Source organism: Rhodococcus rhodochrous (genome assembly GCF_900187265.1).
In the GTDB taxonomy this organism is placed as follows: domain Bacteria; phylum Actinomycetota; class Actinomycetes; order Mycobacteriales; family Mycobacteriaceae; genus Rhodococcus; species Rhodococcus rhodochrous.
Genome location: NZ_LT906450.1, coordinates 4848734 through 4863696, shown reverse-complemented (window position 1 = coordinate 4863696; position 14963 = coordinate 4848734). Strand labels below are relative to the sequence as shown.

The window sequence follows — 14963 nt, the reverse complement described above, 5'->3', positions numbered from 1 at the left end:
AGGAGGCTCGGGTGAAGACGAAGGCAGCAGTCGTCAAGGGAATCAACCAGCCGTGGGAGATCGAGGAGATCGATCTCGGCGATCCCGTCGCAGGTGAGGTGCAGATCCGCCTCGCGGCCTCGGGTCTGTGCCATTCCGACGAGCATCTGCGCTCGGGGGCGACACCGCTTCCCTCCTTCCCGGTCCTCGGTGGTCACGAGGGCGCGGGCGTGGTCACCAAGGTGGGCCCGGGAGTACGGGGTCTCGAAGAGGGCGACCACGTCGTCCTCGCGTTCATCCCCGCCTGTGGCCGCTGTCGGGCCTGCGCCAAGGGCATGCAGAACATCTGCGACGAGGGTGCCGGCCTGCTCACCGGTCAGGCGATCTCCGACAAGACCTACCGCGCGACGCTGAACGGCGACCCGGTGCTGCAGATGTGCCTGCTCGGCACGTTCGCGCCGTACGTCACGGTCAACGAGGCGTCGGTCATCAAGATCGAGAAGGACATCCCGCTCGAGAAGGCGGCCCTGCTCGGATGCGGTGTCGCGACCGGCTGGGGTTCGGCCACCGAGATCGGCGGCACCAAGCTCGGCGACACCGTAGTCGTCATCGGTGTCGGCGGTGTCGGCATCAACTCCGTCCAGGGAGCGGCGCACGCCGGGGCGCGGTTCGTCGTCGCGATCGACCCGGTCGAGTTCAAGCGGCAGAAGGCCAAGGAGTTCGGCGCGACGCATGTCTTCGCGTCGATCGAGGAGGCCGCACCGGTGATCGGTGAGATCACCTGGGGTCAGATGGCCAACGTCACCGTCATCACCGTCGGCGAGATCACCGGCGACATCATCGGCCCCGCACTCGGTCTCACCGCGAAGGGTGGCCAGGTCGTGGTCGTCGGCATGGGTCACGCCACCGACTCGCAGGTGACGATGAGCCTGTTCGAGCTGACGCTGCTGCAGAAGCGTCTGCAAGGGGCCATCTTCGGTGGCACCGGTCCGCGCTCGCAGATCCCCAAGTTGCTCGAGCTGTACCGGAACGGGCAGCTCGATCTCGACAACCTCGTCACCAAGACCTACAAGCTCGAGGACATCAACGAGGGCTACGCCGACATGCACGCCGGCAAGAACCTCCGCGGCCTCGTCCTCTACGGCGAGGACGACTACTGATCCTGAGAGCGGCTGTTGATCCTGCGAGCGCCGAGGTCGCCGGAGCCGTCCCTTACGGTGTTGAGCATGGACACGCGTGAGGATTCGGTTTCCGGCGACGTCGGCTCTTGGCGGGACTACGGCCCGACCGACCTGCCGAAGCCGCTCGCCGCTGCACTCGAGGCGTTCGCCGAACGCGGTTACGACGGCACGTCCATCCGCGAGGTCGCGTCGCGGTCCGGTCTGTCGGTGCCGGGTCTGTACCACCACTACCCCTCGAAGCAGGCGCTGCTCGTCTCGCTCACGACCACCGTGCTGCACGACCTGCTCGCCCGCAGCCGGCAGGCGATCGCCGACGCCGGACCCACCCCCTCCGAGAAGTTCGACGCCGTCGTCGAGTCGCTGCTGCGCTTCCACATGTTCCGCCGCGATCAGGCGTTCGTGGCGTCGACCGAGATGCGCAGCATGGAACCCGAGGCCCGCCGTGCATTCGTCGCCCTGCGCGACGAGCAGCAGCGCATGATCGACGAGATCGTCGAGGCCGGTGTCGCCGACGGCACCTTCTCCACGCCCTATCCGAAGGACGCCAGTCGCGCCGTGACGACGATGTGCGTCGCGGTGGCGAGCTGGTACCGGCCGGACGGTTCGCTGTCGCCGGACGAGATCGTGCACCGCTACCTGCAGGTCGCGCGGAACGCGGTCGGAGCGAGGTAGCCGAGCACCCCTTCCGGGCTTGACCCGATGGCGGGGATATGCCACCGTGAACTCGACCGAGCGATCGATCGGTCGGTACGGAAGGAGCTCAGCATGACGGTCGACCTGTCCTACTCGGATCACGTCCGGGACCTCATCGCGCGGACCGAGCAGTTCATCCGCGACGAGGTGCTTCCCGTCGAGGACGCCCACGGTGGCGACATCACCGCGGCCGGTGGCGACGCGATCCGGGCGGATCTGCAGAAGGCCGCCAAGGCTGCCGGTGTCTTCGCTCCGCACGCGCCCGTCGAATACGGCGGCCACGGCTTGAACATGTCCGACCGCGCCCCGGTCTTCGAGGCCGCGGGCTACTCGCTCTTCGGCCCCACCGCGCTCAACATCGCCGCCCCCGACGAGGGCAACGTGCACATGCTCGCGCACATCGCCAGCGACGAGCAGAAGCAGCAGTTCCTCGCGCCCCTCGCCGCCGGTGACGTGCGCTCGGCCTTCGCGATGACCGAGCCCGCCCCCGGTGCCGGCGCCGACCCCAACGCTCTGAACACGCGCGCCGAGAAGGTCTCCGGTGGCTGGAAGATCAACGGCCGCAAGCACTTCATCACCGGTGCCGACGGTGCCGGATTCTTCATCATCATGGCCCGCACCTCGGGCGAGCCCGGTCAGCGCGGCGGCGCCACGATGTTCCTCGCCCCCGCCGACACCGCGGGCCTGAAGGTCGGCCGCCACATCAACACCCTCGACCGCTCCATGATCGGTGGTCACTGCGAGGTCGATTTCGAGGACCTGTTCGTCCCCGACTCCGCCGTGCTCGGCGAGGTCGATCAGGGCTTCGCCTACGCGCAGGTGCGTCTCGGCCCCGCCCGCATGACGCACGTGATGCGCTGGCTCGGCGCCGCCCGCCGCGGTCACGACACCGCCGTCCGCTACGTCGCGGAGCGTGAAGGATTCGGCTCCCGCCTCGGCGATCTCGGCATGATCCAGAAGATGATCGCCGACAACGAGATCGACATCGCCGCGACCCGCGCACTGCTCGTGCAGGCGTGCTGGGAACTCGACCAGGGTTCGCACGCCTCGAACGCCACGTCGATCGCCAAGACCTTCGCCGCCGAGGCGATCTTCCGCATCGTGGACCGCTCCGCTCAGATGTGCGGCGGTCTCGGTGTCTCCGAAGACCTTCCGATCGCACGCCTCACCCGCGAGGTCCGGCCGTTCCGCGTGTACGACGGCCCGTCCGAGGTTCACCGCTGGGCCATCGCCAAGCGTGCCGTCGGCGCCGTCCGCAAGGCAGCCCGCGAGGCCGCGAAATGACCGCTGTGCACGAGGGACTCGACCTCGCCGTCCTCGAGCGCTTCCTCGCCGATTCCGGCGTGACCGTTCAGGGTGAACTTCGGGCGGAGCTCATCTCGGGCGGCAAGTCCAACCTCACCTACGGGCTGCTCGACGAGAAGTCCCACTGGGTGCTGCGTCGCCCTCCGACCACGGGTCTGACCCCGTCGGCGCACGACGTCGCCCGAGAGTTCCGCATCACGTCGGCACTGAAGGGCACCGGTGTGCCGGTCGCGCCCACCGTCGTCCAGTGCGAGGACGACTCGGTGATGGGTGCGCCGTTCACCGTCGTCGAATTCGTCGACGGACGTGTGGTGCGCAGCAAGGCCGACCTCGATGCGCTCGGTGACGACGAGATCGACCGCTGCGTCGGTGAACTCGTGCGCATCATCGCCGAGTTGCACAACGTCGACTTCGAGGCCGTCGGTCTCGGGGGACTGGGCCGGCCGGACGGCTACGTGACCCGGCAGGTGAAGCTGTGGGCGAGCCAGTGGGGCCGGGTGAAGACCCGCGAACTGCCGGACCTCGAACGGCTGCACGCCGCGCTCGCCGGGTCGATTCCGGAATCGCCCGCTCCGTCGATCGTGCACGGCGACTACCGCATCGACAACACCATCCTGGACCCGAACGACCCGGCACGCGTCGTCGCCGTGGTGGACTGGGAACTGTCCACCCTCGGCGACCCGCTCACCGATCTCGCCATGATGTGCGTGTACCGGCATCCGGCGCTCGACGACATCCTGGGCTTTCCGGCGGCATGGTCGAGCGACCGCCTGCCGGCGGCGGACGACCTGGTGCAGCGCTACGCCACTGCGTCGGGTCGCGACATCGCCAACTGGAATTTCTACATGGGTCTGGCCTACCTCAAGCTCGCCGTCATCGCCGAGGGCATCAACCATCGGTGGCGTGCCGGTGCGACCATCGGCGACGGTTTCGACCGTGCCGGTGAAGCCGTGCCGGACCTGGTGGCAGCAGGACTCGCAGCACTGAAGGGAGCACACGCGTGACCAGCGCGCTCGTGACCGGAGCCTCGAGGGGAATCGGCCTCGGTATCGCAACCCGCCTTGCCGAACGCGGCTACGCGCTGACGATCAGCGCCCGCGGAGCGGAACGCCTCGAGAGTGTCGCCGAGCGTCTGCGGGAAGCGGGCGCCAAGGAGGTGCGCGCTGTCGCCGCCGATCTCGCCGATCCGGAAGCCACCGCCCGCGTCGTGGAGACGCATCGCGAGGCGTTCGGTTCTATGAAGGCGCTGATCCTCAATGCAGGTGTCGGCACGGCAGGCCCGATCGCCGAGTTCCCGGCCCGGCGGTTCGACAAGACGGTTGCCGTGAATCTCAACGCTCCGTTCGCGCTCATCCAGGCGTCGCTGCCGTTGCTGCGCGCCGAAGCGGAGAACGATCCGGCCCGCGGATCGAAGATCGTTGCGCTCTCGTCGATCACGGGTGTCTACGCCGAGGCCGGTCTCGCCGCCTACGGTGCGACGAAAGCCGCGTTGATCTCGCTGGTGGAGACGCTCAACGCCGAGGAGTCCGGCAACGGCATCTCGGCGTCGGCGCTCGCCCCCGCCTACGTCGACACCGACATGTCCGACTGGATCAAGGACAAGATCCCGGCCGAGTCCATGATCGAGGTGAACGACGTCGTCGAGATCGTCGACGCGCTGCTCAAGTTGTCGTCGCGGGCCGTGGTGCCCAAGCTCGTGCTCAGCCGCGCGGGCGCAGGTCTCTACTCCGCCTGACTCTCTACACGGCCTGACGGTCGGGGTCGGTCGACCGCAGTCGCAGGTCGACCGGCTGCCCGTCGGACGGGAACGGCAACGACGTGAAGTCGAGCGGGGCGAGGTAGCCGGGGTCGACGTGCCACTCGAAGCGCAGAAGCAGTTGATGGACGATCGCTTTGACCTCGACCCCGGCGAAGTGCATGCCGAGGCACTTGTGGACGCCCCCGCCGAACGGCTCCCACGCGTAGCGGTGCACCTTGTCCTCGCGTCGATGCTCCGCGAAGCGTTCGGGGTCGAAACGTTCGGGCTCCGGCCAGTACTCCGGCATGTGGTGCGTGAAGTGCGGTGCCACGGAGACATACGTGCCGGCCGGCACGAAGTGTCCTCGGACCTCGGTGTCGCGCACGGCCCGTCGCGCCAGGACCGGGACCGGGGAGACCAGCCGGAGGCATTCCTTCATCACTAGATCGAGGCTGCCGAGCGCGTCGAGATCGGCGTGACTCGGTGCGGCGGTGCCCAGCGCGAGCGACTCGGCCCGGCACCGGTCCTGCCACTGCGGGTGTTGCCCGAGATACTGCATCATCGTCGAGATCGTGATGGTCGACGTGTCGTGCGCGGCCATCAGCAGGAAGATCATGTGATCGACGATCTCGTCGTCGCTGAACCGTTGTCCCGCTTCGGATTCGATGTGGCACAACACGGAGAAGAGATCGTCCGTCTCGCGCGAGCGTCGTGCCGGTAGATAGTGCCGGAAGAAGTCCTCGAGCACCCGGCGCCCGTCGAGTCCGCGCTTCCATCTGGTGCCGGGGACGGGATACCGGACGATCGAGGTCGCCGCCTGCACGCAGTCGATGAAGGCCTTCTTCACCGCTTCGATCTCGGTCGGTGTGGAGTCCTCGGCGCCGCCCATGAAGATGTCGGTGGCAAGGTCGAGGGTGAGTGTCTTCAGTGCCGTGTAGGCGCGGAATCCGTCGGTGGGAACCCACTTGTCGAGTTTCTCGGCGATCGACGGATTCATGGCGTCGACGGTCTTCTCGAGGCGTGACCGGGTGAACGCCTGCTGCATGATGCGGCGGTGCCGGAGATGTTCCTCCGAGTCGAGGAGCATGAGGCCACCGTGGAAGAACGGCCCGATCAGTGCCGACCAGCCGTCGCCGTTGACGAACGCCCGGTCCTTGTTCTGCAGCACCTCCTGGCATGCGTCGGGTCCGAGAACCGAGATCCAGCGTCGGCCGGCCGCCGAGAAGCAGGAGACCTCGCCGTAACGGTCCCAGTGCTTCTGCATCATCGCGAGGGGATCGCGGATGTATTCGAGGACGTGCCCGATGCCGGGTATTCCCGATCGCCCCGGGACCGGGCGCAGATGGGAGTGGGCGGGGGGAACCGCCAGGATCCGGGTCACGACGAACCTCCAGTTCTGCGGACATCTGACAGTAACCCCTGTCAGATTGGGGTGTAGTCTGCGTCACATCGATCGGGTCTGTCAAGATCGGTCCCATGACTTCCCCCGCGTCCCGCCGCTACGCCGGTCTGAGCGGCGAACAGCGTGTCGCGCTGCGGCGCGAAGCCCTGCTCGAAGCAGGTCTGGAACTGTTCGCGGCCTCGGGGAAGAGCGGCGCCACCATGACCGCCATCTGCGCACACGCCAAGCTGACGGAGCGGTACTTCTACGAGAGTTTCACCAGCAGGGACGATCTGCTGCAGCAGGTTCTCGACAAGATCGCCGACGAGGTGCGCGAGGCCGTACTCGCCGCCCTCCGCACGGGTACGGGCACACTCGAAGACCTCGTGCGGAACGCCATCGCGTCGTTCGTCGCGATCCTCACCGACGACCCGCGCAAGGGCCGGGTCTCGCTCATCGAGTCCGCCGGCTTCGAACCCCTGCGCACCCACAGACGAGCGTCACTACGGAGTTTCGCCCAGATGGTCGCCGACGAAGCGACCCGCATGTACGGCGACCGGGCGTGGCCGCCCGAGCGGGGCGAGATCAACGGACTGCTGTTCGTCGGGGGTCTGGCCGAACTGGTCACCGCGTGGTTGAACGACGAGATCACCATCTCGCCCGACGAGATCGTCGATGCGGCGACGCACCAGTTCCTCTCGACGGCACACCGGTAGAGCCTGCCGCGGTGCGGTCAATCGTCGCCGACCGCGGTGCGGTCAATCGTCACCGTGGATCTCCTTCTCTTCCCCGCGTCGGCGCAGGAAGTTGAAGCCGGGCACGCCCACGATGGCCTGGCGGACGTCCTTCGCGACGAGGAGCAGTTCGTGGATCTCGGGGGAGACCGTGTCGAGCGTCGCCATGATGGGCAGGACCGAGTCGACCCGGTCGGTGATCTCGGGGAGCCGGTCGATGAGCTTGATCGCGGCGCGCAGTTCTTCCGGTGAGAACTCCTCGACGAACTGGGTGGCCAGGGGAGCGGCACGTTCGGCGAGGGGCTTGTAGGTCTCGAGCAGTTCCCCGGCGGCGTCGGTGCTGCGGCCCGCGGATTCGACGACGACCCGCGCGTCCGCCGCGACCACCGTCGCATCGCGCACGACCCCGCCTGTCGAGTCGATGATCTCCGTGGCCCGCGTGACCGCATCGGCCGCTTCCTCCACCACACCGATGGTCGAGGCGATCACCTGCGTGGCCTGCGCGACGGCCACCGACGCTCCCTCGACGATGTCGGTGGCGTCGGTGACCACGCTGTCGATGCGGCGGATCAGCGATTCCACCGAGCCGATGAGCGATTCGGCCTCGCCGAGCAGGCTTTCCACCCGCGCCGGGAGCGACAGCGCGAACTCGGCGGTCTCGCGGGTGCGTCCGAGCACGGTCCGGGTGACGTCGACGATGGAACCGGCGACCGAGAGTCCGAGCGCGGGCACAGGCAGCGAGATCATGTCGTCATAGTGCAGTACGTCCGATCGTCGTGATCACGGACCTCACATTTTCGACGTCCCGTTCGTCTACCCGGTACAGAGCACACACCGGATGGAAGGATCGAGGCCGTGACCGCATTGCGCACCCACACCGTCATCGACACGCCGATCGGCGAGCTGACGTTGGTGAACACCGACGGCGTCCTGAGCGGCGTGTACATGGCCGAGCATCACCCCGCGCCCGACCGCACCGGTTTCGGCGAGCAGGTCACCGAAGGGTTCGACGAGGCGATCACCCAGTTCGACGAGTACTTCGCAGGTCGCCGTACCCGGTTCACCGTCCCCATCGCTCCCGTCGGCACCCCGTTCCAACACGAGGTGTGGGAGGCGCTGACGACGATCGAGTACGGCACCACGCGCACTTACTCGGAGATCGCACTCGCCCTCGGCCGGCCCACCGCGGTACGGGCGGTCGCTGCGGCCAATGCCCGTAACCCGCTCTGCATCATCGTCCCGTGCCATCGCGTCATCGGGAGCAGCGGCAAGCTCACCGGTTACGCCGGTGGTCTCGAGCGCAAACGCTTCCTGCTCGACCAGGAGGCGCGGGTGCTGAGTTCCGCCGAGCCCGGTGTCGCCGGCGATACCCATGTCCCTGTCTGATCACCTACCGCGGGCGAGCCTGCCTCCTTTCGAGGAGGTGGTCGCCCGTCACGGCGCGACGGTCCTCCGGGTCTGCCGCGCACTGCTCGGAGCCGTCGACGCCGACGACGCCTGGTCCGAGACCTTCCTCGCGGCGTTGCGCGCCTATCCCGACCTGCCACCGGGCAGCAACATCGAAGCGTGGCTCGTGACCATCGCGCACCGCAAGGCCGTCGACATCCACCGTGTGCGCGGGCGGACGCCGGTGCCCACCGAGAACCTTCCCGAACCCGCGTCGTCCACAGGAAATCCCGGTGAGGGCGACGACGAACTGTGGAGCGCGGTCGCCGAGCTTCCCTTCACGCAGCGCGCGGCGCTGGTCTACCACTACGTCGGGGGCCTGCCCTACGCGGAGATCGGCACGATTCTCGGCAACAGTCCGGCCGCGGCACGTCGCGCGGCGGCCGATGGTCGGGCTGCGTTGCGTCGTCGGATCGAACACGGAACAGGATGTCGCTCATGAACTTTCCACAACTCTCGGTCGGATCGGCCGATCTCGCGTGGTTGCGGGAGAAGCTCGTACTCGACGCCGAGGCGGCCGGATTGCTCGATGTCGCGTTCCGCGTCGTCGACACCCCCGTCGGTCCGCTCCTGCTGGCCACCACCACCGTCGGACTCGTGCGGGTCGCCTACGTCGCCGACGGATCCGACGCCGTGCTCGACGAACTCTCCCGCCGGATCAGCCCGCGCGTGCTCGACGCGCCGCGGCGACTCGACCCGGTGGTCCGGCAGCTCGACGAGTACTTCGCCGGTACGAGGACGCATTTCGACCTTCCGCTCGATCTGCGTCTCGCCGACGGGTTCCGCCGTGAGGTGATCACGCGCCTGCCCGAGATCGAATACGGGCGCACGGCGAGCTACGCCGAGATCGCCGCCGCTGCCGGTAGCCCGCGGGCGGTGCGGGCGGTCGGCACGGCGTGCGCGAAGAACCCGCTGCCCGTGGTGGTGCCGTGCCATCGGGTGGTGCGCAGCGACGGCAGCATGGGGCAGTACGTCGGGGGAGTCGAGGCGAAGAGGGCGCTGCTGCAACTCGAGTCGGTGGCATGATCACCACCCTCCGGATCCCGGTGGCCGAACCCGTTGCGGTGGGGCCGATGCTCGCGTCGCTGCGAAGCCACACCGTCCCCGCCTACGAACACCACGAGAGCACCACCGGCACTCATCACCGCGCGATCCGCACGAACGGCGGTGCCGCGCACATCGCCGTCCGGTTCGACGACCCGGCGACCCCCGACGACGGGAAACACGGGGAGGTGCGGCATCTCGAGGTTCACGTCGAGGCGGCAGGCCGTGTGGATGTCGAGGAGATCGAAGAGAGGGTCCGTCAGTGGCTCGATCTCGGCGTCGACCCGTCCGTCGTCGACGCGGTGTTCGAGGCCGATTCCGTGCTCGGGCCTCTCGTGCAGACCCATCCGGGTCTGCGCGTGGTCGGCACCACCGACTGGTTCGCCACCGCTGTGTCGACGGTGCTCGGGCAGCAGGTGAGCGTCGCGGCGGCATGCACATTCGCAGGACGGCTCGTCGCGGCGTTCGGCGACGACGCCCCCGGCGGGTTGCGATGCTTCCCTACGGCGCACCGACTCGCGACCGTCGAGCAGAGCGACCTGCGCGCCGTAATCGGCACGACGCAGTCGCGTGCCCGCACCGTCGCCGAACTGGCACGGGCCGCGGCCGACGGGGTGGCGCCGGAGCAACCCTCGTTCGGGGCAGACCTCCTCGCGCTCCCCGGGATCGGACCGTGGACCGTCGACTATCTGGCCCTACGGCTCGGCGACCGCGATGCCTATCCGTCCGGCGACCTCGTTCTCCGCCGAGCCCTGCAGGTGGAAAGCGCACGCGAAGCCACCGAGCGCGCCGAACAATGGCGGCCGTGGCGGGCCTACGCCGTCATGCATCTGTGGACGCATGCCACCTACTCGCCGCCCGCATCCTCGGCGTAGACGTTGCGCACGGCCGTGTCCATCGGGAAACGAACCTGTGTGTCGCCGAACATCAGGCGCGTCGCCACCTCGACCGACGCGGTGATGTGCGACGACGCGAGTTCCGGATTGCCGGTGTGCACCACGACCTCGTCGTGCTGGAAGAACACGAGATCGCCGACGGTCGGGTCGGGATCGGTGGTCAGTCGCCGTCGCAGTTCGGCGAGCACGCACAGCGCCCACTCGGCCGCGGTGGCCTGCACGACGAAGTTCCGTGTGAACCGGCCCCGCGCATGCGCATCACCGTGCGAGTGGAAACCCTCCGGAGCGGGTGGGCACGCACGGCCCAACCACGAATGCACCACCTCGCCACGTTCACCCGCACGGGCGGCACGTTCGACGAAGTCGACCGCGGTCGGGAAGCTGCGACGCAGCACCGTCAGCAGGACACGCGCGTCGCCCGACGTGGCCCCGTAGAGCACGCCGAGCACCGCGACCTTCGCCTTCGCGCGGTCGCCGGCGAAGGACGCCGCAGCGACCGGGGCGTACAGATCGTCCGAACCGGCAGCCGCGACCATGCGCCTATCGCCCGACATCGCCGCCAGGATGCGCGGTTCGAGCTGGCCCGCGTCGGCGACGACGAACGACCGGCCCGGATCGGCGATCACACTCGACCGCAGCGCCTTGGGGATCTGCAGAGCGCCACCGCCGCGACTCGCCCACCGGCCCGACACAACAGCGCCGGGAACGTAGACCGGACGGAACCGGTCGTCGCGGACCCAGGTGTCGAGCCAGTGCCAGCCGTTCGTGCTGTACAACTTCGACAGCTCACGGTGCCGCAACAACAGAGGCACCGCGGGATGGTCGATCCGCTGCAGCACGTGCTTGCGGGTCGACTCGACGGTGATGCCCTCGCGGCGGAACGCCTCGAGTACCTCGCTGTGCGAGGCGGGATTCACGGGGCGGCCGAAGGCGGCGCTGACCTCCTCGACCACTTCGGCGATGCGGCTCGGCAGGTCGTAGCCGGTCGGGCGCGGTCCGAGGGTGTCCTCGAGGAGGCGACGATGCGCCTGCGCCGAGAACGGCAACCCGTCGAAACCCATCTCGGCCGCTGCGAGCGTGCCGGCCGATTCGGCGGCGGTGAGCAACTCGAGGCGAGCATCGCCGGAGATGCGGCGACGCTGATCGGCGAACTGCGCGACCACCGCCTCGACGTCGATCGCGGGTGCCGCGTCGAAGAGACCGGGCCGCTCGTCGGCCGGTTCCTCCGCAGTGGGCGGGGACAGTCCCTCGCGCACGGCGAGGATGGCGCCTGTGGTGGCGAGATCGTGGCATCGCTGCACCCGGACGCCGGCGCGGAGTAACGCGGGATAGACCGTGGCCGTCGAGGTCCACACCCAGCGCGGTCGCGCTTCGGCTTCGATCGTTGCGACTGCATCCGCGAATTCGGGGTACTCGCGTACCGGACCGAGCGGCGCGCCGGATGCGTCGACCACGACGATGCTTGCACCGCGACGGCCCCGGCCGTCCGCAGGATGAGGAACGACGACCGTGCGCACCCATACAGTGTGCTCCATCACGGCGACAGACTCCGACGCGCGGTAACTCCTCGATTCACCCTTGAATTCACCCGTATCGAGAGCGATCCCCGAGAGAACCGCCACTACCGTGGTAGTGGAGGGACTCCGCCGCTACCCCCGACGCGCGGCGGGGTCCCCCATTTCGTTCGCGGACCCGTCGCTGTCGTCCGAATGCTCGGAGCTGCCGGAGGATTCGACCGTATCGTCCCGATCGTCCTTGCGCGTGTCCACGCTGTCGTCCGAACGGACCGTGTCGGTCGCGACCGCCGAATCCCGATCGTGCTGTCGCGACGGCCGCCACGGCAGACGCACGGGTGCGTCCGCGGCCCGGTGGAAGCCGACGCGGTCGTAGATCCACGTCACCAGGGCGCCGACGACGAGACCGAACACGAGACCGACGATCGTCATCGTCACGCCGTGGCCGAGCCCGGCGTCGGGTCGTCCGTCGAAGTAGAGGATGGACCGCACCGCGAGATAGATCTGGTGCATCGGCTCGAAGGTCGACAACCATTCGAACATCCGCGGGGTGGCCTCGATCGGAATGGTGCCACCGGACGACGGCAGGCCGAGCACGATGAACACGATCAGGTTCACCAGCAGACCCGCCGCCCCGAAGATCGACATCACCGCGAGCGATGTGATGCCCACCGCCGAGATCGCGAGTGCCCCGTACTCCCACAGCAGCAACGCGCGCGGCGCCGGCATGCCGAGTGCGGTGGAGATCCACAGATACAACGCCGAGACGATCAACGACAGGACCACCGTGATGCCCCATTTGAGTGCCAGCACCTGCAGGCGCGACATCCGGGTGGTCTCCCGCGCGATGTAGAGGGGGCCGTATTCGGTGGGCACGAAACCGAGGGCACTGTCGACGACGGCGTTGATGATCGTGGCGCCGGTGAAGCCGGCCAGGATCAGCAGCAGGGTGTAGAAGAAGGCGGACAGACCCGCGCCCGTCCCGTCGGGCAGCGGCTTGTGCTCGACGGTGAGCGCATCGATCGGTTGGGCCAGGACGAGGCTGCTCGCTCCGGACAATTGCAGGTCGGGTGCCGACTCGGCGAGCGTCGCGGTGACGGTCTCGGTGAGCTGCTGCCCGACCGTGTCGTTCACCTGGGTCAGCGCGCGGTCGCCGATCGTCGTGACGATGCCCGTCGCGAACGCACCCGTCCGGGGGTTCGTGTACAGGGTGATGATCGGTTTCTCGATGTCTCCGGGAACCACCGAGGCCTGCGCGAGGATCGAAATGCGTTTGGTGAAGTCGCTGGGGATGACGATCGCGCCGTACAGGCTGCCGTCGTCGAGACCCTGGTTGGCGGCCGAGATCCCCATCCGTTGCAGATCGATCTCCTCGGGATCGATGCCGTCGAGGATGCCCTCGGTGATCTGGTCGCCGAAGTTCTGTCGCTCGTCCGATCCGGGCAGCACGTCGCCGACGTCCTGATTGACGATGGCCATCGGGAACTGTCTCAGGTTCTCGCTCGGATCGAGGAGTGCGCCGAGATAGAAGTACGCCAGGGCACTCATCATCGCTGCGACGACAGCGAAGGGCGCGAGCCAGAAGCGGGGGCTGCGCAGGGTGCCGTGGTGCGGATCGGTGGTCGACCGGTTTGAACTCACCTGTCGATTGTGCACACAGGTGTGTGCTGTCGGAGGTGTCGAGTGCTCGAATGCACGCGAAGTCGGGCTACGTGATCTGTCACTCCGACCCCGCTCATTCCGACATCGGTCACCGGAGCAACTCGCCGAGAGCCGCCGCCGCAGAGACCACGGCCGCCGCGAGTCGGGCTTCATCGGTGGCGTCGAAGACCGAGACGCCTATCGCCGCCTGCGTACCCCCGGGACGGGTCGGCACTGCTGCCGAGATTCCGATAGTGGTCGATACGACCTCGCCGGCAGAGACCGCATAGCCCGTCTGCCGCGCTCGGGTCACCTCCGGGCGCTCGTCGGGGCGTGGCGGCATGGATCCGAGGATCGCCAGACCGGCCGAGCCTCGATCCAGCGGATGGACCTGGCCCGGACGGAAGGCGATGTGGACATCGGATCGCCGGGGTTCGATCACCATGATCGCGCGCACCATGGTGTCGGACTCGCGGACGACGAGGTGGGCGGTGGCCTCGACGCTGTCGGCGAGGTCCTCGAGGATCGGGCGGGCCAGAGTCCGTAGGTCCTGCTCGACGGATTCGGCCAGTGTCACCAGGCCGGTGCCCAGCGAGATGCGCTTGTGGTCGTCGCGGCGGCACAGTCGGTGCGCCTCGAGTGTCCGGACGAGCCGGTGGGCGACCGTGCGGTGTACGTCGAGGCTCTCGGCGATCTCGCTGACCGACAGGCCGTGAGGGTTCCGCGCGAGCAATTCCAGGATCTCGAGACCGTTGTGGAGTGTCTTGGACATGCCGGCATCCGGCTCGATCCGCGGCAGATCCAGATCCCCCGTTTGTGCAGGTACATCCCGCATTTGTGTCATGACCCCCGTTACCTCCCTTGACGTCTGTGAACTGTAACACCTAGCATTTCCGTTAATCGCACACTGAGTGCGATTATCGCACACACGACGGATGGTTTTCGTACGACATGACACGGACCGACTACGTGGACGCGGCGGTTCTCGCCCACATCCACCAGCTCTACGGGCGGCAGAGCCACCTCATCGACGAGGGCTCTGCGCGCGAGTGGGCCGAGACGTTCACCGCCGACGGCGAGTTCTGCTCGCCCAGCTACCCCGCCCCCGTGGCAGGAACCGACGACCTCGCGGCCTTCGCCGAGCGTTTCCACGCCGGCGCGCAGGCTGCAGGGGAAGTGCACCGGCACGTCGTCACGAATCTGGCCACCTACCGCGTCGACGACGACACCCTCCGTGTGCGGGCCTATCTGCAGATCGTGGCCACCGTTCGTGGCGGCGAATCCAGGCTCGTCCGGTTCACCACCATCGACGACCGCGTCGTGCGCACCGGCGGCGAATGGCGCATAGCCCGCCGCGTCGTCTTCCGCGACGACAGCTGACCGTCGCATCTCTTTCCTGTTCGTTCCACAT

General features: G+C 68.0%; 16 protein-coding genes. 11 read left to right on the top strand and 5 right to left on the bottom strand.

Features of this window, described 5'->3' with window-relative positions:
* Positions 1 to 11: 11 nt before the first annotated feature.
* The 5 genes from CKW34_RS22245 (at position 12) to CKW34_RS22225 (ending at position 4893) form a co-directional block, all read left to right on the top strand.
* Complete coding sequence (locus CKW34_RS22245) at positions 12 to 1139, top strand: NDMA-dependent alcohol dehydrogenase (RefSeq protein ID WP_006554686.1); 1128 nt, start codon at positions 12 to 14, stop codon at positions 1137 to 1139.
* Positions 1140 to 1205: 66 nt separating this feature from the next.
* Positions 1206 to 1832, top strand: coding sequence for a TetR/AcrR family transcriptional regulator (locus tag CKW34_RS22240; RefSeq protein ID WP_059382786.1), 627 nt, complete (start codon positions 1206 to 1208; stop codon positions 1830 to 1832).
* A 93-nt stretch (positions 1833 to 1925) separates the two neighbouring features.
* The gene (locus CKW34_RS22235; RefSeq protein WP_059382787.1) at positions 1926 to 3137 is read left to right on the top strand and encodes an acyl-CoA dehydrogenase family protein; all 1212 of its coding nucleotides are present in this window, start codon (positions 1926 to 1928) and stop codon (positions 3135 to 3137) included.
* Positions 3134 to 4162 carry a phosphotransferase family protein gene (locus CKW34_RS22230; RefSeq protein ID WP_064059846.1) on the top strand — a complete coding sequence of 343 codons (1029 nt, stop codon included), beginning with the start codon at positions 3134 to 3136 and terminating at the stop codon, positions 4160 to 4162. The genes CKW34_RS22235 and CKW34_RS22230 overlap by 4 nt, the downstream gene beginning before the upstream one ends.
* Entirely contained in the window at positions 4159 to 4893 is a 735-nt protein-coding gene (locus CKW34_RS22225; protein ID WP_059382801.1) for an SDR family NAD(P)-dependent oxidoreductase, read from the top strand. Before CKW34_RS22230 ends, CKW34_RS22225 begins: the two co-directional genes overlap by 4 nt.
* A gap of 4 nt (positions 4894 to 4897) precedes the next feature.
* Here the strand turns inward: CKW34_RS22225 and CKW34_RS22220 are convergent, their stop codons facing one another.
* Complete coding sequence (locus tag CKW34_RS22220; protein ID WP_059382802.1) at positions 4898 to 6277, bottom strand: cytochrome P450; 1380 nt, start codon at positions 6275 to 6277, stop codon at positions 4898 to 4900.
* A 95-nt stretch (positions 6278 to 6372) separates the two neighbouring features.
* Here CKW34_RS22220 and CKW34_RS22215 point away from each other — a divergent pair, with 95 nt between their 5' ends.
* Entirely contained in the window at positions 6373 to 6993 is a 621-nt protein-coding gene (locus CKW34_RS22215; protein WP_059382803.1) for a TetR/AcrR family transcriptional regulator, read from the top strand.
* 42 nt (positions 6994 to 7035) lie between these two features.
* Here the strand turns inward: CKW34_RS22215 and CKW34_RS22210 are convergent, their stop codons facing one another.
* Entirely contained in the window at positions 7036 to 7758 is a 723-nt protein-coding gene (locus tag CKW34_RS22210; protein ID WP_059382804.1) for a hypothetical protein, read from the bottom strand.
* Positions 7759 to 7866: 108 nt separating this feature from the next.
* Here CKW34_RS22210 and CKW34_RS22205 point away from each other — a divergent pair, with 108 nt between their 5' ends.
* Genes CKW34_RS22205 through CKW34_RS22190 form a run of 4 tightly spaced genes read left to right on the top strand, consistent with a single transcriptional unit; the run spans position 7867 to position 10376 of the window.
* A complete protein-coding gene (locus tag CKW34_RS22205; protein WP_059382805.1) occupies positions 7867 to 8397 on the top strand; it encodes a methylated-DNA--[protein]-cysteine S-methyltransferase in 531 nt (176 codons plus the stop codon).
* Positions 8384 to 8899 carry an RNA polymerase sigma factor gene (locus CKW34_RS22200; RefSeq protein WP_059382806.1) on the top strand — a complete coding sequence of 172 codons (516 nt, stop codon included), beginning with the start codon at positions 8384 to 8386 and terminating at the stop codon, positions 8897 to 8899. Before CKW34_RS22205 ends, CKW34_RS22200 begins: the two co-directional genes overlap by 14 nt.
* Positions 8887 to 9483, top strand: a complete 597-nt coding sequence (locus tag CKW34_RS22195; protein ID WP_059382807.1) for a methylated-DNA--[protein]-cysteine S-methyltransferase — start codon at positions 8887 to 8889, stop codon at positions 9481 to 9483. Before CKW34_RS22200 ends, CKW34_RS22195 begins: the two co-directional genes overlap by 13 nt.
* Complete coding sequence (locus CKW34_RS22190) at positions 9480 to 10376, top strand: DNA-3-methyladenine glycosylase family protein (protein WP_059382808.1); 897 nt, start codon at positions 9480 to 9482, stop codon at positions 10374 to 10376. Before CKW34_RS22195 ends, CKW34_RS22190 begins: the two co-directional genes overlap by 4 nt.
* On the opposite strand, the gene CKW34_RS22185 is transcribed toward CKW34_RS22190, so the two are convergent.
* The 3 genes from CKW34_RS22185 to CKW34_RS22175 all read right to left on the bottom strand — a co-directional run bounded on the left by CKW34_RS22185 (position 10349) and on the right by CKW34_RS22175 (position 14324).
* Entirely contained in the window at positions 10349 to 11914 is a 1566-nt protein-coding gene (locus CKW34_RS22185) for a bifunctional 3'-5' exonuclease/DNA polymerase (protein ID WP_174479634.1), read from the bottom strand. The genes CKW34_RS22190 and CKW34_RS22185 overlap by 28 nt on opposite strands.
* A 132-nt stretch (positions 11915 to 12046) precedes the next feature.
* Positions 12047 to 13552 carry a YhgE/Pip domain-containing protein gene (locus tag CKW34_RS22180; protein WP_059382810.1) on the bottom strand — a complete coding sequence of 502 codons (1506 nt, stop codon included), beginning with the start codon at positions 13550 to 13552 and terminating at the stop codon, positions 12047 to 12049.
* Positions 13553 to 13661: 109 nt separating this feature from the next.
* Positions 13662 to 14324: an IclR family transcriptional regulator gene (locus CKW34_RS22175; RefSeq protein ID WP_174479635.1), complete on the bottom strand. Its 663-nt coding sequence runs from the start codon at positions 14322 to 14324 to the stop codon at positions 13662 to 13664.
* A 179-nt stretch (positions 14325 to 14503) separates the two neighbouring features.
* On the opposite strand from CKW34_RS22175, the gene CKW34_RS22170 reads away from it, so the two are divergent.
* Positions 14504 to 14932, top strand: coding sequence for a nuclear transport factor 2 family protein (locus CKW34_RS22170; RefSeq protein WP_059382812.1), 429 nt, complete (start codon positions 14504 to 14506; stop codon positions 14930 to 14932).
* Positions 14933 to 14963 lie beyond the last annotated feature (31 nt).

Bases quoted from the DNA above. Each gene is read 5' to 3' on its own strand.
- CKW34_RS22240 (WP_059382786.1), top strand. From the start codon at position 1,206: ATGGACACGCGTGAGGATTCGGTTTCCGGCGACGTCGGCTCTTGGCGG.
- CKW34_RS22235 (WP_059382787.1), top strand. From the start codon at position 1,926: ATGACGGTCGACCTGTCCTACTCGGATCACGTCCGGGACCTCATCGCG.
- CKW34_RS22230 (WP_064059846.1), top strand. From the start codon at position 3,134: ATGACCGCTGTGCACGAGGGACTCGACCTCGCCGTCCTCGAGCGCTTC.
- CKW34_RS22215 (WP_059382803.1), top strand. From the start codon at position 6,373: ATGACTTCCCCCGCGTCCCGCCGCTACGCCGGTCTGAGCGGCGAACAG.
- CKW34_RS22210 (WP_059382804.1), bottom strand. From the start codon at position 7,758: ATGATCTCGCTGCCTGTGCCCGCGCTCGGACTCTCGGTCGCCGGTTCC.
- CKW34_RS22200 (WP_059382806.1), top strand. From the start codon at position 8,384: ATGTCCCTGTCTGATCACCTACCGCGGGCGAGCCTGCCTCCTTTCGAG.
- CKW34_RS22195 (WP_059382807.1), top strand. From the start codon at position 8,887: ATGTCGCTCATGAACTTTCCACAACTCTCGGTCGGATCGGCCGATCTC.
- CKW34_RS22190 (WP_059382808.1), top strand. From the start codon at position 9,480: ATGATCACCACCCTCCGGATCCCGGTGGCCGAACCCGTTGCGGTGGGG.
- CKW34_RS22175 (WP_174479635.1), bottom strand. From the start codon at position 14,324: ATGTCCAAGACACTCCACAACGGTCTCGAGATCCTGGAATTGCTCGCG.
- CKW34_RS22170 (WP_059382812.1), top strand. From the start codon at position 14,504: ATGACACGGACCGACTACGTGGACGCGGCGGTTCTCGCCCACATCCAC.